The following is a 25,598-nucleotide window of genomic DNA, read 5'->3' as shown; positions in this document are numbered from 1 at the left end:
AGGAATACCTCAATGGGACAAGAAACCTCAAAAATTCTGGTTGTCGACGACGATATGCGCTTGCGAGCTTTGTTAGAACGCTACTTAATGGAGCAAGGTTTTCAAGTCCGTAGTGCCGCAAACGCAGAACAAATGGATCGTTTGCTCGAGCGAGAAAATTTTCATTTAATGGTTTTAGATCTCATGCTTCCCGGCGAAGATGGTTTGTCGATTTGTCGCAGGATCCGTCAAGCTGGTAGTCCACTCCCCATTGTGATGCTGACCGCTAAAGGAGATGAAGTTGACCGCATTATTGGTCTAGAGCTGGGTGCAGACGACTATCTCCCCAAGCCTTTCAACCCAAGAGAGTTATTGGCACGAATTAAAGCCGTCATGCGCCGTCAAGTGCAAGAAGCTCCTGGCGCGCCAGCCCAACAAGAAGAAGTGATTGAGTTTGGCGATTTCTCTTTGAACCTGGCCACCCGAGAAATGTACCAAGGCGAGGAATCTATTTCATTGACGAGTGGCGAATTTGCCGTTTTGAAAGTGCTAGTCAGCCACCCTCGAGAGCCGTTATCCCGAGACAAATTGATGAACCTTGCGCGGGGTAGAGACTACTCGGCGCTCGAACGCTCTATCGATGTTCAAGTTTCACGCCTACGTCGCCTAATAGAGAAAGATGCAGCCAACCCAAGATACATTCAAACCGTATGGGGATTAGGCTATGTTTTCGTACCCGATGGTTCGTCTGCGAAATAGTAGAAAATGGGTAATCAAGCCGTCACAAAGCGCTGGCACAAATACATTCCGCGCAGCGCTTTTAGCCAAACCGTCATCTTAATTGGCGTACTGCTGCTGATTAATCAGTTGGTGTCGTATATGTCGGTGATGGTTTACGTCATTAAACCCAACTATCAACAAATCAACCAGCTGATAGCCCGCCAAGTCAACCTACTGTTTGTCGATGGCATCAATATCGATCGAGAAAACCTGACTATTGTGGATGCGCTGAATGCCAAAGTGAAAGACGATGGCATGAAAGTCTACAATCAAAAGCAAGCCCGAGAAGATGGCATTGAAGAAGCGACGTATTATGGATTTTTATCCGCGCAGATGTCCGATTATTTAGGTGGCAAAGCCGATGTGCGGATTTCCCAAGGCAGCGAGATAAAAATTTGGATACGCCCACCTCAAGCCCCGTCGGTTTGGATTAAAGTGCCACTGATTGGTCAAGAAGTGTCTGGTATTTCTCCCCTCACGCTCTACTTGATGGTCATCGGAGCACTCAGCGTCGCCGGTGGTTGGTGGTTTGCACGGCAACAAAACCGCCCATTAAAGCGCCTCCAGAAAGCTGCGATCTCAGTGTCACGTGGAGACTTCCCCGAGCCTTTACCCCTCAACGGCTCAACCGAAGTCGTCGAAGTCACCAACGCCTTTAATAATATGTCTCACAGCATGCAGCAGCTCGAGCAAGACCGCGCCTTGTTAATGGCCGGGATCTCACACGACTTGCGCACACCGCTGACACGCATTCGCCTTGCGACTGAAATGATGTCAGAAGATGAGGACTATTTAAAAGAAGGCATTGTGAGTGATATCGAAGACATGGACGCAATTATTAATCAGTTCATTGCTTATATTCGCCAAGATCAAGAAGCAATCCGAGAGCAAGGGCAAGTCAACCAAATCATCCAAGAGGTTGTAACTGCGGAGCACAATCGCGAAGGTAAGCTTGAAACGCAACTCCAAGATTGCCCCGAAATTCCAATGCAAAGCATCGCGATTAAACGCATTTTGAGCAACCTCGTTGAAAACTCATTCCGATACGGCAAAGGTTGGGTCAAAATTAGTTCTCAATTCAATGGCAAAGCCGTTGGCTTTTGCGTTGAGGATGACGGCCCCGGCATTCCTGACGATCAAATTCCCAAACTATTTCAGCCCTTTACACAAGGCGACACCGCCCGAGGAAGCGTGGGTTCAGGGCTTGGGCTAGCAATCGTCAAGCGTATTGTTGATCGTCACCAAGGCCGAGTGATTTTATCTAATCGCCCCGAAGGCGGGCTCAAATCTCAAGTCTGGCTGCCCTTAGAATAGGGTTTCCACGAATCAACGTCATAGAGATGCGCGAAAACATTCTCAAAGCAGCGCGGCTCGACTATACAACGACGGAGCGAACTTGCGATAGTTCACACTCGAGCATCATTCCCCATGTGCAGCAGATTCGGTCATATTTTGGTAACAAGATCGGCATAAGCTGCCGACTAAGCGAATCACCACCAAAGTAGACCATCCATGAAAATATCCACTTTATCAGTGACAGCATCTGCTGCACTGTTACTGCTGGCTGCAGCGCTCGCAAGCGTTGTCATATGGAGCAATCACAAAACACAGGACGTGCAGCAAACCAACAGCCATATCGAACACATTAAGCAGCAGTTCTTAATTCAAGTGCGGCGCAGCATTGACGACTACCTCGCTACAGGCAACGCCAGTATGCTCGACCAGGCGAAAAGCCAGCTTCAAGATATCGACCTACAACTCCAGCAACTCAACAACCAGTATGCGAAGGATCTACAAGCCAAAATCCCACTGTTGATCGCGAATGTCGATGGTAAATATCGCGCAGCAGGCAAATTGGCAGCTAGCCCACGGGACTTATTAGCCAATGCAGAGAAAGAGATTCTCGACAACAACCGTCGTCTTGCTGCTTATGCCCAACAAGCATACGCAATCAACCCAGATTTATCCGACCAATATCGACAATTAACGAATGCACTCCCCGAATTGATTTATCAACTTTCGCAGCTGACCCAATCGTATTTAATCAAGAGTGAGCAAAGAATAAAGCCATTAATTGACTCGCATATCCAAGATTTACAAGCATGGCGCAGCAAACTACTCGCTTTACCATTAATCGGCTTGTATGCCGAAGAAGAGGATGACTTTCCACTCGGTTCTGACGAGCCAAACCAAATCGAAATCGGGGAAGACTACAAAGCCGAATTAGAAAGCCTCACCGGAAGATATAAAAAAGAATTCGCCAATACGCAGCAAGTTTTTCAGGGCAAAACTGCCATGCAGCAAGCGCTGAGCCAAGATGTAGGCACCATAGAGTCTTTGTTGATTGAAATGGCGGCATGGCAAACCCAAACAAGCGAACAATTAGAGTTCAAATTGCAAGCAGTGCTATACCTCGTCGTCTCTCTGCTGGCCTTATTTTCTTTAATCTCTTGGATTGCTCAACGCCGTTTAATTGTGGCACCGCTCAAACACCTGCACCAAGCTTTTGGCCAACTGACTCAATCAAATACACGCAGTAAGCTCGCCATTCACTCTCGATGTGAAACGGGGCAAATCGCAGCTCACTTTAATCAGCTCCTTGACAATATTGAGCATGAAGAGCACAGCCAAAAGCAAAAGCTAGCACATACGTCTCAATCTCTGGCACGATTAATCGACCGCATTCAAACCCTGTCACTGGGTGCAAGTACAACGGAAGATGTGGTCGTGCAAACCACAGCGCAGACCGAACAAATTAAACTGCTCACCGCAGAAGTGCATACGCTTTCTGATCAAATCGAATCCAGAGCCGATATCACCAGTAGCCAAATGCAAAAAAGTCAGCAGGAAGCTGCGCAGTTATTGGGCGCAACAGAGCAAACACAGGCCACGGTAACCGAATGCCAGTCTTCACTCGCAAAACTCGATGCTTCGGTGGCACAGGTTTCTACAATCATCGACGTCATAGGCAATATTGCAGAGCAAACCAACCTACTTGCACTCAATGCCGCAATTGAAGCAGCGCGAGCAGGCGAACAAGGCCGGGGTTTTGCTGTTGTCGCCGATGAAGTACGAAACCTATCCCTTCGAACTCAAAGCTCGTTACAGGAAATTAGTCAGATTTTGAACCAACTCACGTCTGCGAATTCTGATTTGCTAGAAAACATGACCGCCATTGATGATGCAACCCAGAACCAACAACAACAAACACAAGCCATGCTGGATTTATCCAAGCAAGTCCAAATCGATGCCAATCAAATGGCCACGGTCGCAAAGCAAGGTGCAGGACGAACCTTGCAACAAACCCAGCTGCTCACCGATCTAACCCAAGCCATGGACCACCTTGTTAGCCAAGCACAATCAGCCAAAAAGCAAGGCGAAGACATCGCCAGCCATGTCGCCAAAAATGTACAAGAAATTGAAATGAACTTAGGTATCGCCGCGATTTAACACTGCATTTTCTACCGGTTAAAACCACCAAACATTGGCGTGGTGCTCGCCACTGCGTCAATGCATATACGCCTTATCATTTGTGGTCAGTCAAGGTTATCTTTTGATATGATTAACAAAATTTTATGGGTGGTCATGCATGCAAATCATACAGCTGCTTCAAGCGCAAGGGGACGACTGGCAACAAGCACAAGCCTTGTACTGCGACATTTTTCCGCCGTGGGAGCGGGAAGCTGTTGCAGATATAGAACAAGCCATAAAACAGGGTAAGACCCGTTGCGTCATTGTTCGTCAAAACAATACCGTCATTGGCGTGTCCCTCACGGAGCTATACCCTCAACATGCTTTTGCGTTGCTCGGTTACTTGTTCGTTGACCCGAAATACCAAGGCCAAGGTTTAGGTCAACGCTTATGCCGTGAGCTATTTGAGTTCATTCAACAGCACCACAGTATTGAATACCTCCTTGTTGAGGCAGAGGCAGGCCCAGAAGCCTTTTATGAAAAACTTGGCTTTCAAACGTTCGCAATCGACTACCGCTCGCCCCATTATGACGATGACCAAGAAACAAGCATGGCACTGATGTACCAAAGCCAACTCAACACCAAAGCCCCCAGTTGGTCGCGATTGTGTGCAATCGTCGAGCATATTTATACCCACAGTTACTACTTAAACCAAGATGACCCAAGGCGCCATCGACAAGTGCAACGCATTCTTTCTAAGGAAAACCAATGACTCTGGATCAAGATACATCACAGCAATCCATTCTTACCGAATTCTTTGCCTTCATTCGTTCAGAAGATTTCGAAGCTTGCTTCCATTGGGCCAGTAAAGAGTTACAACAAATGGGCTCTGCGGCATACGCACTCACCCAACAGCTAGAAGATAGTCCACACCTAAAGCCAAATGACTTTGCTGAACTCAACGCCATCGAAACCATGCTGTTTTTTTGCGCCAGCTATAGCTACGCACGCCAAGAAGTCGAAGAAAGTAATTGGTACCTGCATGCCGAAACCCTAGTCCGCTCGAGCGTGACGGCACTGCAATCTTTACCTGAATCACCACTCAATCTTGCGTTACAAAAGTATGCAGCAATACAAATTGATATTTGCTATATCGACCGAGGCATCTACACCAGCCAAGAGTGGCTAATGGCCGATGCCACCCAAAATATTAAGTCGCATCTTCAGCAAATCGAACAACTACAGTCTCAGTTTAATGGATTAGAGCAACAACTGTTTCAAAGCCACCTCGCTCCTGAGTTTTCCGCCTACGAGCATTTCAGTCAAGGTGTGGCTGTGATTGCGCAGCTCTGCGCAATTCGTTGGGGCGATCCAGAACAATTGCGTCATCAAATGCAAACACTGCGACCTCAATTTTCCGCTGCCGTTGCCGCGTTGACCGATGACGACCGCTACATCATGTCCACCGATTTGGAAGCACTATGGCCACCGCTTACATTTTTGAGTGAACATCGGGAACAAAATAGTGGAGCGCTGATCGTTGAGCGAGGCAGTATCCGCATTTCTTATTTCGCCAATGTGAACCATGTAGTGAGCCGTGAGCTAAGGCAATCGCTATGTGATGTCGTTTCCCAGGCGCCGCAAAGCCATCCGCTCTACCTCTCCCAGTGGGGAGGCAGTGGCCCACAACGCAATTTGCTCAATGATATTTGGGCGGGTATCGCCAAGGACTTTGAAGACATCTACTCTTGGCAACTTCCCAGTCTCACCCTACCATTTCGTAATCAAGGGGATGAAAACAGGCAGCTCGAATTTGAAGTCGAACTGATTTACTACCCAATGGGTGTTTTTTCATTAAACCTCAAGGCCGCCCTCGATGGCACAAGTGCCAGTGGGGTGCGTCATGCCATGTCATTAGGTACCTCGTTTGCAATGGACCAGCAAATGCGCTGCCACGGCCAATCATTTGGCTTGCTTGAAGAGTTCGTCAATGACCGGTTTAGCAAACTTGGACAATCTCTATCTGAATGCTTTGCACAAAATGAGCATCCGGTACCAGATATTCTAACGTTTAATGAGCGCGAGAATCGCTATGTGGCAACCATTTTGGATCGCGTTGTTGAGCGTATAGAGAATGAAACTCGACCGATTACAGCACGATCGCTAAAGTCCCATGTTGCCTATCCTGCCTTTGTACTGCAGCAAAGGGAGCTGAGAAGCGCCGTTGATGACTGGTGTTTACGTACCGTGACCCCCGAAGAGCTCAACCTCAATGCCGATTGCTACAACCATGATGAGTTTGTTTTTACCAATCACCATGAATGCGTACTTGGCTTATTGCAGCAGCCCAACTGGGTCATAGAACAATCTGCAGAGATGATGGAAGTCGCCGCGGCGATTAACAACCTATTCCACCTCACCAATAAGCTACTCGATAAACAGCTGACGACTACCCTCGAGCAAAAAGGCGAGCAGCAAAAACAATCCGTGGCCAGTTTAGAGGCCAGAATTAAAAGGCTCACAAAAGAAGGACAATGCCTGAAACAATTTACCCAAGATGCCCATTGGCTGCTCGAACTCATCAATGCTGGCAGCATGATGACCTTCCCCGATCACACCCGAATGATCCACAAAGTCTTTCAGCAAATGGACTTTGATAAACTCCACATTCGCACTCAGAAAACTCTCAATAAGATCCAGGCACGCCAAGACGAAATTATTACTGAGACCGCCAAACTGCATGCTCGGATTAAATCACGCAATACCAAGCGCCTTACCAGTGTGCTTTCAGGCTCGATGGCACTGATTTCAGTAGGTGCTCTTAAAGATATCTTCGATATCCTCAATGGCAGTAAACTCGGTATTCAGGTCTCCGGAGGCTTGCAAGTCAGTATTGTGACCTTATTTGGCATCATGCTCGTCATTCTGCTCATCAACCAAAAAGAGGATCCGAACAAATAACGGTTCTGATAAGAAATGGCTGACGCAGTTGCTCGTGCATCAGCCACATTGACCTTTCATGGAGAGGAGTTCGTTAACTCAGTAAGGCCGCAACTTGAGCTGCATCCGGCTTACTGCCCTTATGAACCACCTGCTCATCAATCACAATCGCGGGCGTGCTCATGACGCCATAAGCCATAATTTGCGCCATATCAGTGACTTTCTCCAGTTCAATGCTCACCTCTAAATCTGCAGCAACCTGATGAATAATCTCCGCGGTTTGTTCACATTTTTTACAGCCCGATCCTAATACCTTTACTGATTTCATATTGAATATTCCTGTTTCTCTTATTAATCGTTTTATGAATGAATAACCGAACTCTATTGTATTCGCCTTACCACACTTAGACGGGGTTCTCACCTTTTTTCATATGGCAATGACACTAAACCAGCAATGGACCAAGCGCATTGAAAATCCACCCGACAAAGGTAAATGCCAGTAATAGCATGACAAAAATAATGCCTAATAGGCGCAACTGCATCACTTGTTTTAGCAAAATGAATTCTGGAAAACTCGCGGCCACGGTGCTCATACAAAATGCGAGTGTCGTCCCAACAGGCAGGCCATTAACGATTAAGCTTTCCATCACAGGAATAACCCCTGTTGCATTCGAATATAGCGGGATCCCCAATAACACAGCAGCAGGCACACTCCACCACTGTCCAGCGCCAAGGTTCGCTTCAATCCAACCTTCTGGTACAAAGCCATGAAGCGCGGCGCCAGCACCGACACCAATGATGACCCACTTCCAGACCCGACTAAAGATATCCGTAAGCTCTGATTTGGCAAAATCATGGCGCTCGGCCAGCGATAAGCGAGCAGCTTGTTCGTTCTGTAACTCCGTTTTTCCTTGCTCTGCTGCTGGCTTTGCCTGTGCCTGTTGCAAAGCTTTTGCAGCAAATGATTGCAACCAACGCTCAGCTCGAATGGTATCTAAAAACCAGCCACCCAACATGCCGATACTCATACCAACCACCACATACAGCAACGTAAACTCAATCCCAAGCAAGCTCAGTAAAAGCAAAATCGCCACTTCATTGATTAATGGTGAAGTGAGCAGAAAGCTCATCGTTATGCCAATGGGAATGCCCGCCGAGGTAAAGCCGAGAAATACAGGAATGCTAGAACAGGAGCAAAATGGGGTAATCGCACCAAAGCCAGCCCCCATGAAGTAGCCGAGCCCACGATGCTTGCCCGCCAAATAATCTCGCACCCGCTCAACATTCAGCGAAGCCCGTAGCCAAGCAATCAGATAAATCATGACCACCAGCAAGACGTAGATTTTACTTACGTCCTCAACAAAAAAGTGCAGCGCAGGTCCCCATGCGCTCTCGGGAGAGATCCCAAACACGCCGTAAACTAACCAAGAGGCAAAATCAGTAAATATCTGGAACATGAGAGCAACCTGAGAATCAACTTAGCTCAAACAATATGTGAAATTTCACATATGTTATAAGACACAGATCTCAATTTGTGTGGATGAACAATTATTTATAGAACAACTCAAGGCTCAACGTTCCACGGGTGCAAAATGCGATGATGGCGTTTATGCCAAGCACATTCTGCTATATCGCCATCAAATCAGAAAAGTTATTAGCGAGAAGCTGACGAATAGCTACAGAAATAAAACTATGGTTGCTTGATTTAAGTTCAGCGACAGCAACGCTTGCTTGGGGTGACTTCGGTACCTAGCTCATTGCCATTGCTGCTTTGACGTAAATATCAAAACGATTTTTCTTTTGCTTAATCACCGTACTGGGTTTCACGCCATCAAGGTCTTCAGCATAGTCTGGGCGTTTGACGACAACTCGCTTAGTTGCCAATTGCAAGGCAGGAGCAAGCAGGCCGTCAGCATCAAGATCGGCGCCGACTAAAGATTGAAACACGCGCATCTCTTTTTTCACTAAGGCCGACTTCTCGCGATGGGGATACATCGGATCAAGATAAACCACATCAAACTGGTTTTGCAGCTGTGCGAGTGCCTGTAAACTTGAACCATGTACCAGCTGCATGCGCTGCTGCATCCACTCGCCAATTTCGACATCTTCATACGCACGGCGTAAGCCATCTTCAAGCAAGGCTGCGACCACAGGATGACGCTCAATCATCGTCACTTCGCAACCTAGACTAGCGAGAACAAATGCATCACGACCTAAACCGGCGGTACCGTCAACCACACTAGGATTCGCACCTGATTTCAATCCAACCGCTTTGGCAATCGCCTGACCTCGACCACCACCAAACTTGCGGCGATGGGCAACCGCCCCGGCGACGAAGTCCACGCAAATCCCACTCAATTTGGGCTCATCTCGTTTGAACAACGTGAGGCGATTGTCGTCAAACACTAGCTCAAATGCTGCGTTGGCATCAAACAACAGATTCCAGCGCTGGCAAATCGCCTCTAGGGTTGGAAAGTGACGATTAAAAGACACTGGGAAGGTCGGCTGATTGTGTGTTGGATTCAAAGGCGTGGGCTCAATACATGGTCATCTTTGGAATCTTGATATTATGCCAAAACCTGTTGCAGGAAGATATGCTATGCATTTGTAACTTACAGCATTGAGTTGACATCATTGCCCTAAAGTCGTCCCTTAAAACTTCTATCGCACCGCGGACGAATTCCATTCAAAGTTCAATTAGGGGTTAAGGGTGAAGATGGTTATAATCAGCGCCAATTCATTTCGGATCCGCAACAATTGGCTTCCATGCCATACTGCCATTCCATCGACACATATTTAGGAACGTCAATGCTCAGTTATCGCCACGGTTACCACGCTGGAAATTATGCAGATGTACTGAAGCACACAATGTTGCTGCAAGTGCTCAAGCTCATGCACAAGAAAGATAAACCGATGGCCTATATCGATACCCATGCAGGTGCGGGTGGTTATGCGTTGACCGATGAGTTTGCCCAAAAAACGGGGGAATACCTTGACGGTATTGCTAAGCTTTGGCAGCAAGATGATTTGCCTGAAGCGCTCGTCAATTATGTCGCCGATGTACGCCACTTTAATCAAGGCAAAGAAGAGCTTAGCTTTTACCCTGGCTCACCGGCATTTGTTGATATGAATATGCGTCAGAAAGATCGCATGGTTCTGCATGAGTTACACCCTAGAGATTTTGACTTGCTCAACGAGCAATTTCAGGGCGACCGCTCTGTCAAAGTTTTAAAAACCGACGGTTTAAAAGGGTTAATGGCGGCCGTACCGCCAATCGAGCGTCGAGGTGTTGTGCTGATCGACCCAAGTTATGAAATTAAAACTGACTATGTTGAAGTTGCCAACGCGATCATTAAAGCCCACAAGAAATTTGCAACGGGTACATTTATGCTGTGGTACCCAGTCGTGGATCGGGCTCAAACAGAATCGATGCTTAATCGGCTCAAGCAAAGTGGTATTCGTCGCCAATTGCGAATAGAACAAAGCGTAAAACCCGATAGCCATGCTTTTGGCATGACAGCAGCTGGGCTCTGGGTCATTAACCCGCCATGGCAACTAGACGAAGCAGCAAAAGAAACCGTTGATTGTCTGCACAAACGACTCAATGAAGGTGGTGGCTGTGTGACTGTTCAGTGGGAAGTTGAAGAGTAACGACATACTGGGGGCTTACATAGAGCGAAGCGTTGCATGCGCCACTCTGCTTCACCGACGAGGGTTTCCCCCCCTTTTATAAAGTAATGGTTTGCTTTATTCTAAAACTATCGTCACTAAGTACATGAATGGACACCTTGATGTCAGCAAGTACCGACAAAATACTGCACCTCTTAAAAACCCAGCAACCAATGACGGCAAAAGAAATTGGTGCCCGCTTATCCATGACATCGATGGGCGCCAGACAGCATCTGCAACAATTACATTGCTCGGGGCACGTCAGCTACGTGGATGAAGCAAAAGGTCGTGGCCGTCCCAGCCGATTGTGGAGGCTCGCCGAAAAGTCTAATGAGCACTTTCCCAATCGCCATGCTGATTTAACCGTGCAGCTCATTGAAAATATCACGCAAGTGTTTGGCCAAGCAGGGCTGTCTCAGGTTGTGGAGCAACGTCAGCAACAAATCTCTGAGCACTACTTGCAACAACTGGCGAGTCACACCAATCTTGAAGAAAAGCTGAAACGATTAACAGAGCTCAGAAGCAATGAGGGTTATATGGCGAGTTGGCTTCAACATGATGATAGCTATTTGCTCATTGAAAACCATTGCCCTATTTGCGCTGCGGCAAGCCAATGCCAAGGGTTTTGTGAGGGCGAACTGTTGATGTTTCAACAGATATTTTCACCCGCGAAGGTCCAGCGCGAACAACACCTTCTGTCTGGTGGCATCCGATGCAGCTACAGAATTACGCCGTGCAGCTGAACCAGTACTAAACAAGGTTAGCTACGTGCAGCTTTGCGATAACGCTCTAACAGGATTTGGACTCGCTCGACGTAGGCTTGGGTTTCTGGATACGGTGGAACACCACGATATTGAGTCACCGTTGTCGGCCCAGCATTATATGCGGCACACGCCAAAGTAATATCACCATCGAACCGATCAAGCATTTGCGCTAAATATCGGCTGCCCCCTTGAATGTTTTGCTCAGGCTTAAATGCATTCAGTACTCCCATATCATTGGCAGTATCAGGCATGAGTTGCATTAACCCCATCGCTCCGGAGCGCGATATAGCTTTAGCATCAAAAGCAGACTCTGCGTGAATCACTGCACGGATCAACGCGGGCTCCAATCGGTGTTGCTTTGCCGCTAGCTCTATAATATTTTGATGCGCTTTGGTAAACAATTTAATCGATTTCCAATTAATGTTCGATTCTGGTTTACACGCAAAACAATCATACAAATGAACCTGAAAATTGCCCTGCGCTGGCCTCGTATCGCTAAACACCATGACACCATTCGCTTGTTCATATTGATAAACCTGAACTTTTTCATGCTTTTTTGAATGGCTCAGCCCTTTCTCGGCAAAGCTTGCAACAATATGAGGCTTGGTCGATGCAGCTTGTTTCGCATCTTTAGGTTGAGCAGATAAGTTTAAAGAGAACGCACACAGTCCTGCCACAATTACAGTGAGATAAGTCGATTTGATGGTGGCACATAAATCGTCACGGGAGTGGCCACTCGTTGCAGGCAAAAAAGAAGATGATTGTGCTTGGGTCATTACAATCCTGTGTACTCGTCCAATTTCAATACATCAATAATAGCAAAGAGTTGCTTCATCTCATGATTTATCTGACTAAATTCATGTTCAAAACTTGCACCTTTTAACACAGATCCCAATTCAAAGCGGTTTATTTTGCTATCCAGCAAAATGAATAGTTTTTGTTGATAAAAAGCACATTGAAAGCTTTCACCAAATAGCGCAGCCAACGCTTGCAGCCGCTCCATAAAGGCCAGCGTTAACAGATAACGCGCTTCAACTTGATCCGTGGAGAATACATCAAAACGTTTTTCAAATTTGGCATCTTCAAGCTTTACTCGCTGCAAACCTTCATAACGGTCAGAAAAAAAGTTCATGACGCCACCGCGGTTTTTAATCAAAACCGTATGGCCATGAAAAGGTTTTTTGCAACTCAGTTCAATCGCCAGCCCTTTGAAAACAGGTTGATCAACCGTACGATTATGACGCTTAACTCGACGAACTAACGCAATTTCATTCAGTACAATTTCAACACCTCGGTAAGTGCCTTGCACATAGTCTTCATGTTTGGCTCTATCATAACGAGGTAAAATTTTTGCTTGTTTAAAGGTGCTCAAACTGAGGCGGTGATTGTCGCTGAATATGAAGTCATCACCGAAGTAACGAAATATACGGGGAAACACCTGCACTTTGATATCACTTTGGTAGCGGCGAATCGGAGATGCGCTCCACCAAAATAGCCCAAGCATAACTAGTCCACACGGCCACAAAACTTCAACTGTAGGTTGTGCCATGATGTATGGCGCAAAAAGTAACAACACCGCACAAACCACCAAGGTGATCATCAGTGATAGATATAAACGCTTTCGGAATGACTTAAGGGTCGCGACCCGTTGATTTTCAAATTTGCGACTCACCGGCTCGACCTGCTCAGCATAGTGCCGTCTTAATGCAGGCAATTCATCTGAAGAACCGGCCAATCCTTGAGATTGACGATGATGTTTAATGGCCGCACCCAGTATAAAACGCGGCCACGTGAGCTGAGACTGAGCCACTATTTTAGGAAATCTGCAGCGTCAATCGGTGTTTGGGCTGTTTCGGCGGCTTTATAAAACGGCATGGTTACAATCGATGCAATATTGGCAATCAGTGACCCAGGGAAGATTTCCACTGCATTGTTGAGTTCGGTGACCGCAGCATTATAAAACCTTCTTGCCGCAGAAATATGAGCTTCAACCTCGTTATAGGTTTGCATGGCTTGCAGCATGGTATGGTCTGATTTGAGCTCAGGGTAATTTTCAACATTTAGCATCAGCTGTGACATTTTTTCATTCAATTGTTCAGCAGCAGCCAAGTGCCCTTCTACCGCCTGACGATCACTGAGGCTATATTGCTTGACCACTTGAGTGCGTAGCTCTGTAATTTCCGTCAGCAAGACTTTTTCATGCTCCATAAACTTCTGAGCAATTTTCAGAATATTTGGCACAAGGTTGGCTCGCTTGGTCAACTGCACGTCTATGCCAGATAATGCTTCACGACATGCGTTACGCTTTTTCACTAAGCTGACATACCATAAATAAGCAATGATCAACGCCAAACCCAAAATCAATAGCAAGCCTTCCATAACACATCCCTATTCTTACTTTTACGACACTAGCTTTATTATTATGCTCACTAGCTAACCATAAAGCGCTAGGAATTTCATCTATTTAGCCAAATAATGAACTGCAATGCCCCTGATGGTTTTAGGTGTTTTTTTACACTGCTTTTGAGTTATCTATTCATTTTTAGCCATATTTTGAAGATCTAGCTATGGAATTCGCTTGTTACTTCTCACTTAACGCGTTAGCTCGCCAAAAGTTCTTACTTTAAATCTTAAAAACTTTAATTAATTATTTTTCAATCACCTAAGTCAGCGGTTAACCACGGCTCATGAATAGCCCCAATGTTAAATGGCCAAATTCCCCCTTCGCAAAGACACTTTATATAGGGAAAAACAAACCTAAGACGACTTTAGTCACGCAGAGCAATATATTTTTGTGCGACCAGTCACAATGTGTTCAGTTTGCATACAGGAAGCCTTTGCTAAAGTGAGCTTATTCCTTTCCGAAGGAATGGTTCGAAGTTTGACACCTTACCAATTGCTAACCTTTTTATTGGGACCCTATGGGTCCTATTTTTTTTGCCTGATTGAAACCAAATATAACCTCGCACGAACGTCGCAACAGCATCACGACGTCGCACTAGAACCCATTGTACACACAAAAAAGCCACCAGCGCTTAGGCGACTGATGGCTTAATCCGTTGACATACACGCTATCACATTAGCTTTGCTCAGCCTTCTTGGCTCGCTCTTCGCGTTCACGCTTACTAAAGATGCGTTCAACCACCACAAAGAATAGAGGAATAAAGAAGATCCCAAGGAAGGTGGAGCTAATCATGCCGCCCAATACGCCAGTACCAATCGCATTTTGCGCACCAGAACCAACACCACTACTAATCGCTAGCGGCGTCACTCCTAAACCAAATGCAAGTGATGTCATCAGGATCGGTCTGAGTCGAACGCGAACTGCGTGAAGCGTAGCGGAAATCAAGGTATCACCCTTCTCGTAATACTCCTTAGCAAACTCAACGATCAAAATCGCATTCTTGGTTGCCAGTCCCACCGTTGTCAGTAGGCCAACTTGGAAGAATACGTCATTAGGTAGACCGCGACCATTCATCGCCAGTAACGCACCAATCACCCCGAGCGGAACCACGAGCACCACAGCAAACGGGACAGACCAACTTTCATATAACGCTGCTAAAACAAGGAAAACCACCAAGATAGACAAGGCATATAACGCTGGCGCTTGATTGCCAGACAGGCGTTCTTCATACGACAGGCCGTTCCACTCGATCCCAAATCCCGGCGGTAATTGCTTAGCGATATCTTCAATAATATCCATCGCAGCACCCGTACTAAAGCCCGGAGCGGCTGCGCCCTGAATATTCACCGATGACAAACCATTGAAGCGCTCAAGTCGCGGCGAACCGAATTCCCATGAACCCGTCGCAAAAGAAGAGAATGGCACCATGTCACCCATGGCATTTCGAACATACCAAGAGTCCAAGTCCTCTGGTTGCATTCGATACTCTGCTTCACCCTGAACGTAAACCCGTTTTACTCGACCACGATCTACGAAATCATTCACATAAGAACCACCCCACGCAGTACCCAGCACGCTATTTACACTATCAATATCCACACTCAATGCGCGCAATTTGGCATGATCAATATGCAATTGATACATCGGAGAGTCTTCTTGACCATTGGGACGAACACCAACCAGATTCGGGTTTTGCATCGCCATCCCAAGCAACTGATTCCGTGCATTCACCAAGGCTTCATGACCTTGGCCATTCTTGTCTTGAAGATAGAAGTCAAAACCATTGGCCGTACCAAGCTCAATCACCGCCGGCGGTACAAACGCAAACACAAATGCTTCTTTAATTTGTGAAAATGCCCCCATAGCTCGACCCGATAAGGCTTGGACATCTGTTCCCGGTGCGGTTCGCTCAGCCCAATCTTTCAGCTTTACAAACGACATGCCCATATTTTGACCGTTACCCGCGAAACTAAAGCCTGCGACACTAAAGACCGACTCTACGACCTCAGATTCCTCCTGAAGGTAGTAATCATTGACCTTAGACAAAACATCAAGGGTACTCTCTTGCGTCGAGTTCGTTGGCAGCATCGCCATTGAAAACAAAATGCCTTGATCTTCATCGGGTAAAAATGCTGTTGGCATGCGCATGAAGATCCAAGCGGTTGCGATACCAATCACAAGATAAATGCCCATAAAGCGCAAGGTACGTTTGATAATGTGGGCAACACTTCTTTCGTAACGCGCGGTCATACGGTCAAACATGCGATTAAACCAACCAAAGAAGCCGGTATTAATATGGGTATGGCCTTTTTTAATCGGCTTCAGCATGGTCGCACATAAAGCTGGCGTTAAGATAATAGCAACCATAACCGACAGCGCCATCGCAGAAACAATGGTGATTGAGAATTGGCGATAAATCACGCCGGTCGACCCAGACATAAACGCCATCGGAACAAATACAGCGGACAATGTCAGACCAATACCAACCAAGGCTCCGGTAATTTGGTCCATAGATTTGCGCGTGGCTTCAAGCGGGCTGAGCCCCTCTTCCGACATAACCCGCTCAACGTTTTCCACCACAACAATGGCATCATCAACCAATAAGCCAATCGCCAACACCATGGCAAACATGGTGAGCGTGTTAATGGAAAAGCCTGAGAATGAAAGAATGGCAAAGGTGCCAAGCAAGACCACAGGAACCGCGATTGTCGGGATTAATGTCGCTCTGAAATTTTGCAAAAACAGATACATAATCACGAATACCAGCACAACGGCTTCGATCAACGTATGCACAACGCCTTCAATTGATTTCTCAACAAACGGCGTGGTGTCATAAGGATACGCAACTTGTAACCCTTCAGGGAAAAACGGCTTCATTTCATCAATGCGATCTCGCACGGCTTTAGCCGTATTTAACGCATTCGCACCGGTCGCTAGGCTAATCGCCAAACCGGCTGCAGGTTGGCCGTTGTACAAAGAGGTGACAGCATAGCTTTCTGCGCCAAGCTCTACGCGTGCGACATCTTTTAGATAAACATTTGCTCCTGAGGCATCTGATTTCAGAATAATATCTTCAAATTCTGGTACAGATTGCAGGCGACTTTGCGCAGAGACAGTCGCATTCAGTTCTTGCCCGGGTAATGACGGCGCACCACCCAATTGACCAGCAGAAACCTGCGCATTTTGCTCTCGCAAAGCCCCCACTACATCTTGGCTCGTCAGGTTAAATTGAGTCAGTCGCATCGGATCAAGCCAGATGCGCATGGCATACTGAGCGCCAAATAATTGAATATCACCGACACCCGGCAAGCGGCTCATTGGCTCCTGCACATTTGAGCCAACATAATCCGAAATATCATCTTTATTTAGCGAGCCATCTTCAGACACAAACGCTAATACCATTAAAAATCCGGCACTAGACTTCGTCACGCTCACACCCTGTGCTTGTACCTCTTGAGGCAGCAATGGCATAGCAAGTTGCAACTTATTCTGCACTTGCACTTGCGCAATATCAGCATCAGCTTCCGCGTTAAAGGTTAATGTGATTTGAGCATTACCAAAACTATCACTACTTGATGTGATATAGCGAAGGTGGTCAATACCTGTCATCCGCTGTTCAATCACCTGCGTCACGGCGTCTTCCATCGTTTTCGCAGATGCACCTGGGTAGTTCGCACTAATCACGACCGTTGGCGGCGCGATACTCGGGTATTGAGATACAGGAAGGTTGCCGATAGCCAACACACCCGCAAGCATCACCATAATGGCGATCACCCAAGCGAAAATGGGGCGATCAATAAAATAACGAGCCATAGTTTATCCCTTATGCTTGAGGTTTCGTGGACACAAATGGCTTAGCCACTACCGGCGCACCGGGACGGATCTTTTGCAGGCCTTCAACAATGACACGCTCACCAGTACTTAACCCTTGAATAACACGCCACTTATTGTCGATCACCTCAGCGGTAGTAATGATTCGAGATTCCACTTTGTCTTCACCATTGACCAGCATCACGACGGCTTGACCTTTAGTGTTACGAGTCACTGCACGCTGCGGTACTAAAATCGCTTTGGGATCCGTACCTGTGTCGAGGAGGGCTCGAACAAACATGCCAGGAAGAAGCACACCATCTGGATTAGGAAACTCAGCTCGAATGGTTACAGAACCTGTATTTTCATCTACACGCACTTCGGCAAACTTGAGCTGGCCAATATGGGCATAAGTTGAGCCATCTTCTAACAGCAATGTCACATCGCCATTGGTACTTTTGGTCAGCTCGCCATCTCTTAGCTTGGCCTTCAATCGCAAAAGCTGAGCGCTGGATTGAACAATATCGACATTGATTGGGTCAAGCTGCTGGATAGTCGCCAACGTTTGGCTTTGACTCGCAGTCACCAATGCACCCGCGGTGACATTAGACTTACCCACGCGACCCGATATTGGCGCAAGCACTTCCGTGTATTTCAGGTTAATTTCTGCAGTATTTATCGCAGCTTTGGCAACAATGACACTTGCCTGCGCCTCTTTATATGCGGCGACAGCATCATCATAATCCTGCTCGCTGATTGCATTTTTCTTCACCAGCGCTTTAAAGCGCTCTGCACGACCTTTTGCCGTTGCCGCAGCAGCTTCGGCTCGACCAAGATCGGCCTTGGCACTAACTAAGGCAGCCTCATAGGTCGATGGGTCAATTTGATATAATGATTCCCCTTTCACCACATCTTTACCTTCAATAAAGCTACGTTCGGTGACAATCCCACTGACTTGAGGGCGAACCTCTGCCTCTAAATACGCACTACTACGCCCTGGTAGTTCGACCTGAATTGCCTGAGACTTGGTTGCAACCGTTAAGACGCTCACCTCAGCTGGAGGCATTTGTTGCTGTTGCGCTTGTTTTTGTTCCTGCTCACAGGCCGCAAGCCCCATGATGACCATCACCACAGAAACAAGCTTAATAAGATGCTGCATGAACACTCCTTTTTGGCGCCAAAACTTAATACTTCAGGCTACTTTTTATAAAAACGACAAAAAGCGCTAAGGCAAAAGCCCCAGCACCATAAAAATTCGTCCCAATAAACTGCAAATTTAAGCTTATTGGGCTTGGCTATTTATCTCACACACATATTCCCCAAACAAGACAACAATTGGGGTTAATTTGTAAGCATTTACTATCGGTGTGAACGGCTAAAGTAAAATAGTTAACCTGATGTAAAACATGGCTCTAACCACACAAAACCGACACGCAAACGTTACCATTCGTTCACAATCCGATCGCACCGTTCACAGGTGATTATCGCCAACACTGCAGGCCAAAATTCGACTAATATCTGCATAACTACGGCCTGATTGTTGCTGCCACGTATTAAAAATACTCTGCACTTGTCTTAATCCTGATTGAGAACTTAATCCCGCATCAACCAACTGATGCGCTTTCAAATACCCCTGAATATCATTGGTCAGCAGAAAAGTATCTTTACCAATAGCACGCAAAAAATAGCCTGCGGTATTGCCGCCCAAACGCGCGCCACGCTTCTTTAGCTGAAGCCAAAGCTGGGTAATTTCCTCTTCAGGCCACAGGGCGATATATCGACAAAAGGAGCCGTGTTCGAGCGCAATTTCATGCACCATCAGCGCATTGTCATAGATAGCTTGAGTCTTCTTTTGATGGCGAATAAGGGTTGGGTCGCTAGCTCGCTGCTGTAATTGCTCAGGTGAAAGCATCAGCACTTTCGCGGGTTCAAAATCAAAGAAAGCTTGTTCGTATTGCGGCCATTTTAATTCGACAACTCGCCACACAAAGCCACTTTGAAAGACTTGTTTACTTAAGGCTGACAATAATTCGGCATCAGAAAATTGCATCAGCTCATCAACACTGAAGCTGAACGGCATAAGTGCTTCAAGCCCCTCTGGGCCACCCTTGCGCTCACATGCTCTGGTATAAATGCTATCGAAAGATTCTAATTGGGAAATCGACATGATCACTCCCTTTTCAATGCGGACTCATCCATTGAATACAGTGCCACGCCCTTTGGACAAATCGAGAGGACTACGACAATGCCTGCTTCACCTAGCTTACATCAAACTCACACCGAGCCAAAGCAAGAACTTATATTGGAATACAAATTCGACAAGTGGCAAACCTACGACTAGATTTATAACAATAAACACGGGATATGACACTTTGGTTACCTAAGATAACCAATATGCGAATGCATCACTGGAGCTTACAATGGACGCGGGCCAGCTATATCGAATGCTTATCTTTGCTACAGTCGTTGAAGAAGGATCACTGACAGCGGCTGCCGAAAGTTTATCAATCAGTCGCTCTATGGTCAGTCAACACCTAAAAAAACTAGAACAACGATTAGCATGCAAATTACTGCAACGTACGACGCGCAAAATGGCGCTTACCGCTGAAGGGCAAGACTTTTACCATCATTGTGCAGAGCTCTTACAACTGGCAAAACAAGCAGAAACCCTCACCAAACCACAAGATGCGGAACTCAGAGGCAGTATTCGCGTGAGTGCGCCAGTCGCTATTGGCGAACACTTCCTCATTCCTTTGATTAAACAATTCAATGTAGAGTTCCCCAATATTCGTTTAAGCATCACATTGGAAGACCGTAAGCTCAATATCCGTGAACAACACATTGATTTAGCCATACAAGCTGGAAAAATGGATGAAGATGATCCATCGACCATCAGTCTCGGCACCTATGAAGAATATCTTGTCGCTTCAGCAGGCTATATTGAAGCCCATGGCGCTCCTTTACACCCTGACTCTTTAAAACACCACCAATGGTTGATGCTGGCCAACAATCATTTGCCACAAAATTGTGACATCCAAAATACGTATGGTGAAGTATTTAAAGTTCGAGTGACGCCCTTTGTAAGCTGCAACCATTATCCCAGCCTGCTTGATCTCACGACACAGGGCCTCGGCATTGCTATTTTGCCAAACTATATGGTGCAAGCTGCACTGTCTGATCACGAGTTAACACGACTATTGCCCGACTGCCATCTCAAGCAAGGAAGCGTCTATGCCATCCATCCTTTTGAAGAGAGCATTCCTCCCCGAGTCCGTGTGTTTATCGACTACTTAAGCAAATCATTAAGCTTTTTTAAAAATGTGCCTACACCTGAAAAAAGCGACTAAAGTTAATGGTACGAGCCATTGCTTTTGCGTTAGCGAAGCATCCGTACAATCGCACAAATGAGTTGAGCCACGGCACCAAGCATTAGCTCAACACCCTGATCATCAATAACAACAAAAAAATGAATGATAGATTTTGACAACATTAAGCAATCGTTACGTTCTTTTATCATCCAGAAAGATAAAAGCGTGCGGCTGGAGTATCGCCAATGGAGCTGTATTACTATCCATTATCCCGTTATTCACAAAAAGTACTAATTGCCTTTTACGAAAAGCAACTTAACTTCTTCCCTCGGGAAGTCGATATTCAAGACCCTCTTGCTCGCAAGCAGTTTGAGGAAATTTGTCGCACCTGCCACCTCCCGATGCTAAAAACCAAAGATAATCAATGCTTACCCGAGTCGAGTATCATTATCGAGTACATTGACCAGACATTTGATTCTGGCACCCACCTCATCGCTGGCACTGCAGAGCAACAGCTCAATATTCGTTTATTTGATCGTTTAGTCGATTATGACCTCAGTGGGCGACTCTTTGAAATCGAAAAGATAAGGCGCCAACCCGCTCAAGAAATCAACCAAATTTTGCTGAAACAGCTCCAAAACCAAACCATGATATTTCTAGAGCACCTCGACAATCAGTTGGCAAACAATCATTGGCTATGTGGTGAACAATTTTCTTTAGCCGATTGCGCGCTGATCCCTTGTTTACCTGTCGCGCGAAAAGAGTTTGCTCTATTTGAGTTAGATCACTTAAACCGCTACTGGCAGCAAGCAGAACTCAGAGGCTCATGGGGGTTGGTAAAAGAAGAAGTGTCGATTGCTGAATCAGAGCTAACCACAGGGCTTAGAAACATTCCCTAAGCTCTGCCCGATAACTTGTCAAATGAACTACGCGGCTACTTCCACCACGGGCAAGTTACGCTCTTTTTTGAGTTGTAAAAACGCTTTCCATTTCTGAACTTCTGCGGGTAATTCCGGGTGTGCGCGGTCAAAGCCCGCAACATCTAACAAGTCCGTAATTGCGACTTGCTTACGCTTACACACAAAAACACCACGAACATGAACAATACAATGTAAACCTTGCTCACTGATAAAGCGTTGCTCTATATAAAAGTACTTTTCATCCCAACCGACCAATTTACTCTCAATTTCAAACTGGCTTAACGGCTTGATGTCTTTAATAAAAGTAAATTCTGTTGCATTCACTATTGGGAACCACTTCAGCTTCAAGAAGCGCTTCAGCAAGCCCATTTCAGCTAACATATAGGTCCTCGCCAAATCCATAAAGGCCGGATAGCGCGAGTTCGTTAAATGGAAATTGATATCACAGTCACTGGGCAGTGCGCGGTAGGAAATTTTACTAACACCAAGAAAATCAATCGCTTCATTTACTTGGCGAACACGCCAGAATAATAGCCAAAATAAACGGAAATACAGGTTCATGAATCTATCGCTTTATCTCAAAGGACGCATAGGCTACCAGAGGTCGTACCAGACAACAAGTCAGTCAAAGTCACCTCTCACGAGCAACCATTGATGACGATTTGATACTCAGGGGCGGCATTGGGGTCATTCTGACTACACGCACTGGGGTTAACCGCGCCATAGGCTTGCCGATACATAAAATAACATTGACTCGATTTAATGTTGCCATCCCCAAATCCAAAGTAAACCTTGTCTACTCCTTCAAATTGAAAGCCAAGTTGGTCATCGCTGTAATTTAAGCGCTTAGCGACATCGGTATTGTCTAAGAAACCACATTTCAAGCGCGTCTCAAAGATGCCATCACCATCGACATCAACATCCGTTAGATCCCCTCGACCAGACACCGCCTGTGCACGATAGTTAGGCAGTTGCGAAAGTATATACATGTGTTGATTTGCCGACTTCACAGCAGCACTGAATTGAGTCAAAACTGCAGTTTTCGCATCTTGACTAAACTGAACGAAGCGACTTAATGCAACAACCGCGATAATGGCCAAAACCACAATCACGGCAACTAGCTCTATCAGGGTAAAACCATGTTGTTTATGTTTACTCACGACGACAACCTAAATGAATCGCTGAACTGACTTGCAATCCATTGCACCCACTTCCAGTATAACGAAAGCATGTATTTTCGGCGGCGATGCATATCCTGTTTTGTTAGCTTTGTCACCTTCCATAAAAAGGGCTTCTTATCGCCAAAGAAGCCCTACTTGTTCAAATCACCGCCAAGGCAATTTTACTATTCAACTAATTTTTTAAACGTTTACGCTGCAATTCCCGAGTGGCGCAGTAACGCATCAATATTAGGTTCGCGACCCATAAAGCGAATAAACAACGCCATTGGCTCTTCACTTCCCCCCATTTCTAGAATGTGGTGTAGAAATGAACGACCGGTCTCCGGATTAAAAATTCCTTCGGCTTCAAAACGAGAAAAGGCATCCGCAGATAAGACTTCAGCCCATTTATAGCTGTAGTAACCTGCGGCATATCCTCCTGCAAAAATATGCGCAAAACTATGTTGAAAACGATTAAACTCCGCCGCTTTAACCACTGCGGTTTTGCGTCGAACGTCATCCAAAGTCTCTTGAATTCGTGGCCCTTGACTCGGGTCAAACTCATGATGTAATCGGAAATCAAACAGCGAGAATTCAAGCTGGCGCAACATCATCATCCCAGACTGAAAGTTTTTAGCTGCCAGCATTTTATCTAGCATTGCTTTCGGTAGGGGTTCACCTGTTTCATAATGGCCTGAAATTTTTGCAAGCGCTTCTTCCTGCCAACACCAGTTTTCTAGAAACTGACTCGGCAACTCAACAGCATCCCAAGGTACACCACTGATACCGGACACACCCGCCACATCAATTTTGGTCAACATATGGTGAATACCATGGCCAAACTCATGGAATAAGGTCACCACTTCATCATGGGTAAATAGAGCCGGCTTCCCGTCAACAGGACCGTTAAAGTTACAAGTTAAGTAAGCCACAGGCAGTTGGAGCCCTACTGGCGTTTGACGCCTTGCGCGGCAATCATCCATCCATGCGCCGCCACGTTTCCCTTGGCGGGCATATAAATCAAAGAAAAAGCTACCACGGTGTACACCTTGGTCATCTTCAATGTTAAAAAAGCGAACATCTTTGTGCCAAGTATCTACATCTTTTTGCTCGGTGATCACTAGACCGAAAAGACGAGCAACCGTATCAAATAACCCAGACAGCACTCGTTCTTCAGGGAAGTAAGGACGAAGTTCTTCCTGCGACACTTGATATTTATGCTGTTTGAGCTTTTCGGCATAATAGCTCAAATCCCAGGCATCAAGCGCTGCGACGCCATGCTCTTGGTTTGCGAACGCTTTTAGTTCAGCAAGCTCATTCTCTGCTTGTGGTTTTGAACGCTGTGCCAATTCATCCAGAAAACTTAAAACCTGATCGGTGTTTTGTGCCATTTTGGTTGCTAGTGACTTTTCAGCAAAACTATCGAAACCAAGTAATTTAGCCAACTCATGGCGCAACGCTAAGATTTCATCCATCAAAGGACCGTTATCAAATTCGCCTGCGTTGGGTCCTTGATCAGATGCTCGGGTCACAAAGGCTCGATAGCACTCTTCCCGTAAATTGCGATTATCGCTGTACATCATCACTGGAAGATAAGATGGAAAATCTAGGGTAAATAGCCAGCCCTGTTGCTCTGTTGCTTCCGCCATTGCTTTAGCTGCAGCAATTGCAGACTCAGGCAGTCCCGCTAATTCAGCCTCATCAGTAATTAACTTGGTCCAAGCTTGAGTTGCATCGAGGAGTTGATTCGAAAAACCGCTGGTCAACTCAGACATGCGCTTAACAATCTCGCCGTACCGAGCCTTTTGTTCATCATCTAGGCCGATTCCCGACAGTTCAAAGTCGCGTAGACTATGCTCGATGACGGTCTTCTGAGCCTGGGTTAAGCTGGCAAACTCTGCTGAATGACGAATCGCTTTATATGCCTGGTACAGACCTTGATGCTGACCCACATAGGTGCCATATTCCGACAATAAAGGTAAGCAAGCATCATGGGCTTCACGCCACTCATCAGTGCTTAAGACTGAGTTCATATGTGAAACCGGCGACCAGATTTTTCCAAGTTCGTCATCTGTTTGCTCTAGAGGTGCGACAAGGGTTTCCCATGAGAAAGCTTCTGTGGATGCTAAAACTTCATCAATTTTTGCACGACATGCAGCGATTGCCTGCTCCACTGCAGGGACAATATGTTCGGGCTTAATTTCTGAAAATGGTGGCAGAGTCTGACTTTGAAGCAAAGGGTTCGTCATGAGGTATCCTCAAGCAAATAAATAAACAGATTTTATATAGATATGGGCTCGCAATTGAAATATCAAGCGATTGTCTTGCATGATGCCGGCACAGACAGCGCTTTGTTGTCTAGGCGCGAAAATCAGATCGAAATTTGATCGACTTCAAGCATATTCATCAAAGATTGGTTATTGCAAACCTTTGTTACCACGCGATGCTCAAAT

General features: G+C 46.2%; 21 protein-coding genes. 9 read left to right on the top strand and 12 right to left on the bottom strand.

Annotated elements, in window-relative coordinates; translation table 11 throughout:
- Nucleotides 1–12: 12 nt before the first annotated feature.
- The 5 genes from ompR (at nt 13) to IEY18_RS09535 (ending at nt 7,131) form a co-directional block, all read left to right on the top strand.
- Nucleotides 13–738 carry an osmolarity response regulator transcription factor OmpR gene (gene ompR, locus IEY18_RS09555; RefSeq protein WP_188920185.1) on the top strand — a complete coding sequence of 242 codons (726 nt, stop codon included), beginning with the start codon at nt 13–15 and terminating at the stop codon, nt 736–738.
- A 6-nt stretch (nt 739–744) separates the two neighbouring features.
- Nucleotides 745–2,073 (top strand): two-component system sensor histidine kinase EnvZ, encoded by a 1,329-nt coding sequence (gene envZ, locus IEY18_RS09550; protein WP_188920183.1) that lies wholly within the window; start codon nt 745–747, stop codon nt 2,071–2,073.
- A gap of 198 nt (nt 2,074–2,271) precedes the next feature.
- Entirely contained in the window at nt 2,272–4,209 is a 1,938-nt protein-coding gene (locus IEY18_RS09545) for a methyl-accepting chemotaxis protein (protein ID WP_188920181.1), read from the top strand.
- A gap of 139 nt (nt 4,210–4,348) precedes the next feature.
- Nucleotides 4,349–4,942, top strand: a complete 594-nt coding sequence (locus tag IEY18_RS09540) for a GNAT family N-acetyltransferase (protein WP_188920179.1) — start codon at nt 4,349–4,351, stop codon at nt 4,940–4,942.
- Nucleotides 4,939–7,131: a hypothetical protein gene (locus IEY18_RS09535; protein ID WP_188920176.1), complete on the top strand. Its 2,193-nt coding sequence runs from the start codon at nt 4,939–4,941 to the stop codon at nt 7,129–7,131. Before IEY18_RS09540 ends, IEY18_RS09535 begins: the two co-directional genes overlap by 4 nt.
- A 73-nt stretch (nt 7,132–7,204) precedes the next feature.
- Here the strand turns inward: IEY18_RS09535 and IEY18_RS09530 are convergent, their stop codons facing one another.
- The 3 genes from IEY18_RS09530 to IEY18_RS09520 all read right to left on the bottom strand — a co-directional run bounded on the left by IEY18_RS09530 (nt 7,205) and on the right by IEY18_RS09520 (nt 9,636).
- Nucleotides 7,205–7,438, bottom strand: coding sequence for a thioredoxin family protein (locus IEY18_RS09530; protein WP_188920174.1), 234 nt, complete (start codon nt 7,436–7,438; stop codon nt 7,205–7,207).
- Nucleotides 7,439–7,553: 115 nt separating this feature from the next.
- Nucleotides 7,554–8,567: a permease gene (locus IEY18_RS09525; protein WP_188920172.1), complete on the bottom strand. Its 1,014-nt coding sequence runs from the start codon at nt 8,565–8,567 to the stop codon at nt 7,554–7,556.
- 292 nt (nt 8,568–8,859) lie between these two features.
- Nucleotides 8,860–9,636: a class I SAM-dependent methyltransferase gene (locus IEY18_RS09520; protein WP_188920170.1), complete on the bottom strand. Its 777-nt coding sequence runs from the start codon at nt 9,634–9,636 to the stop codon at nt 8,860–8,862.
- 282 nt (nt 9,637–9,918) lie between these two features.
- Here IEY18_RS09520 and IEY18_RS09515 point away from each other — a divergent pair, with 282 nt between their 5' ends.
- Complete coding sequence (locus tag IEY18_RS09515) at nt 9,919–10,761, top strand: 23S rRNA (adenine(2030)-N(6))-methyltransferase RlmJ (protein WP_188920168.1); 843 nt, start codon at nt 9,919–9,921, stop codon at nt 10,759–10,761.
- Between the two features lie 140 nt (nt 10,762–10,901).
- Nucleotides 10,902–11,522 carry a helix-turn-helix transcriptional regulator gene (locus tag IEY18_RS09510; RefSeq protein WP_188920166.1) on the top strand — a complete coding sequence of 207 codons (621 nt, stop codon included), beginning with the start codon at nt 10,902–10,904 and terminating at the stop codon, nt 11,520–11,522.
- Nucleotides 11,523–11,539: 17 nt separating this feature from the next.
- Here IEY18_RS09510 and IEY18_RS09505 read toward each other — a convergent pair whose 3' ends face one another.
- The 6 genes from IEY18_RS09505 to IEY18_RS09480 form a co-directional block, all read right to left on the bottom strand.
- Nucleotides 11,540–12,319 carry a lytic transglycosylase domain-containing protein gene (locus tag IEY18_RS09505; protein WP_188920164.1) on the bottom strand — a complete coding sequence of 260 codons (780 nt, stop codon included), beginning with the start codon at nt 12,317–12,319 and terminating at the stop codon, nt 11,540–11,542.
- On the bottom strand, nt 12,319–13,353 hold the full coding sequence (locus tag IEY18_RS09500) for a DUF3137 domain-containing protein (RefSeq protein ID WP_188920162.1): 1,035 nt from the start codon (nt 13,351–13,353) through the stop codon (nt 12,319–12,321). The genes IEY18_RS09505 and IEY18_RS09500 overlap by 1 nt, the downstream gene beginning before the upstream one ends.
- A complete protein-coding gene (locus IEY18_RS09495) occupies nt 13,353–13,922 on the bottom strand; it encodes a LemA family protein (protein WP_188920160.1) in 570 nt (189 codons plus the stop codon). Before IEY18_RS09495 ends, IEY18_RS09500 begins: the two co-directional genes overlap by 1 nt.
- A gap of 700 nt (nt 13,923–14,622) precedes the next feature.
- Nucleotides 14,623–17,760, bottom strand: coding sequence for an efflux RND transporter permease subunit (locus tag IEY18_RS09490; RefSeq protein WP_188920157.1), 3,138 nt, complete (start codon nt 17,758–17,760; stop codon nt 14,623–14,625).
- 10 nt (nt 17,761–17,770) lie between these two features.
- Entirely contained in the window at nt 17,771–18,916 is a 1,146-nt protein-coding gene (locus tag IEY18_RS09485; RefSeq protein ID WP_188920155.1) for an efflux RND transporter periplasmic adaptor subunit, read from the bottom strand.
- Nucleotides 18,917–19,228: 312 nt separating this feature from the next.
- A complete protein-coding gene (locus IEY18_RS09480; RefSeq protein ID WP_188920557.1) occupies nt 19,229–19,918 on the bottom strand; it encodes a DNA-3-methyladenine glycosylase I in 690 nt (229 codons plus the stop codon).
- Between the two features lie 259 nt (nt 19,919–20,177).
- Here IEY18_RS09480 and IEY18_RS09475 point away from each other — a divergent pair, with 259 nt between their 5' ends.
- Both IEY18_RS09475 and IEY18_RS09470 read left to right on the top strand, forming a co-directional pair.
- Nucleotides 20,178–21,104, top strand: a complete 927-nt coding sequence (locus IEY18_RS09475; RefSeq protein ID WP_188920153.1) for a LysR family transcriptional regulator — start codon at nt 20,178–20,180, stop codon at nt 21,102–21,104.
- 206 nt (nt 21,105–21,310) lie between these two features.
- Complete coding sequence (locus IEY18_RS09470; protein WP_188920151.1) at nt 21,311–21,964, top strand: glutathione S-transferase family protein; 654 nt, start codon at nt 21,311–21,313, stop codon at nt 21,962–21,964.
- A 27-nt stretch (nt 21,965–21,991) separates the two neighbouring features.
- On the opposite strand, the gene IEY18_RS09465 is transcribed toward IEY18_RS09470, so the two are convergent.
- The 3 genes from IEY18_RS09465 to prlC form a co-directional block, all read right to left on the bottom strand.
- Nucleotides 21,992–22,546: a thioesterase family protein gene (locus IEY18_RS09465; RefSeq protein WP_188920149.1), complete on the bottom strand. Its 555-nt coding sequence runs from the start codon at nt 22,544–22,546 to the stop codon at nt 21,992–21,994.
- Nucleotides 22,547–22,623: 77 nt separating this feature from the next.
- Entirely contained in the window at nt 22,624–23,145 is a 522-nt protein-coding gene (locus IEY18_RS09460) for a type II secretion system protein (RefSeq protein WP_188920147.1), read from the bottom strand.
- 209 nt (nt 23,146–23,354) lie between these two features.
- Nucleotides 23,355–25,394 carry an oligopeptidase A gene (prlC, locus tag IEY18_RS09455; protein ID WP_188920145.1) on the bottom strand — a complete coding sequence of 680 codons (2,040 nt, stop codon included), beginning with the start codon at nt 25,392–25,394 and terminating at the stop codon, nt 23,355–23,357.
- Nucleotides 25,395–25,598 lie beyond the last annotated feature (204 nt).

The sequence above is a fragment of the Shewanella gelidii genome, assembly GCF_014647855.1.
In the GTDB taxonomy this organism is placed as follows: Bacteria; Pseudomonadota; Gammaproteobacteria; order Enterobacterales; family Shewanellaceae; genus Shewanella; species Shewanella gelidii.
Note: the sequence above shows the minus strand (reverse complement) of the source record. Positions and strands in the feature narration are given on the sequence as shown.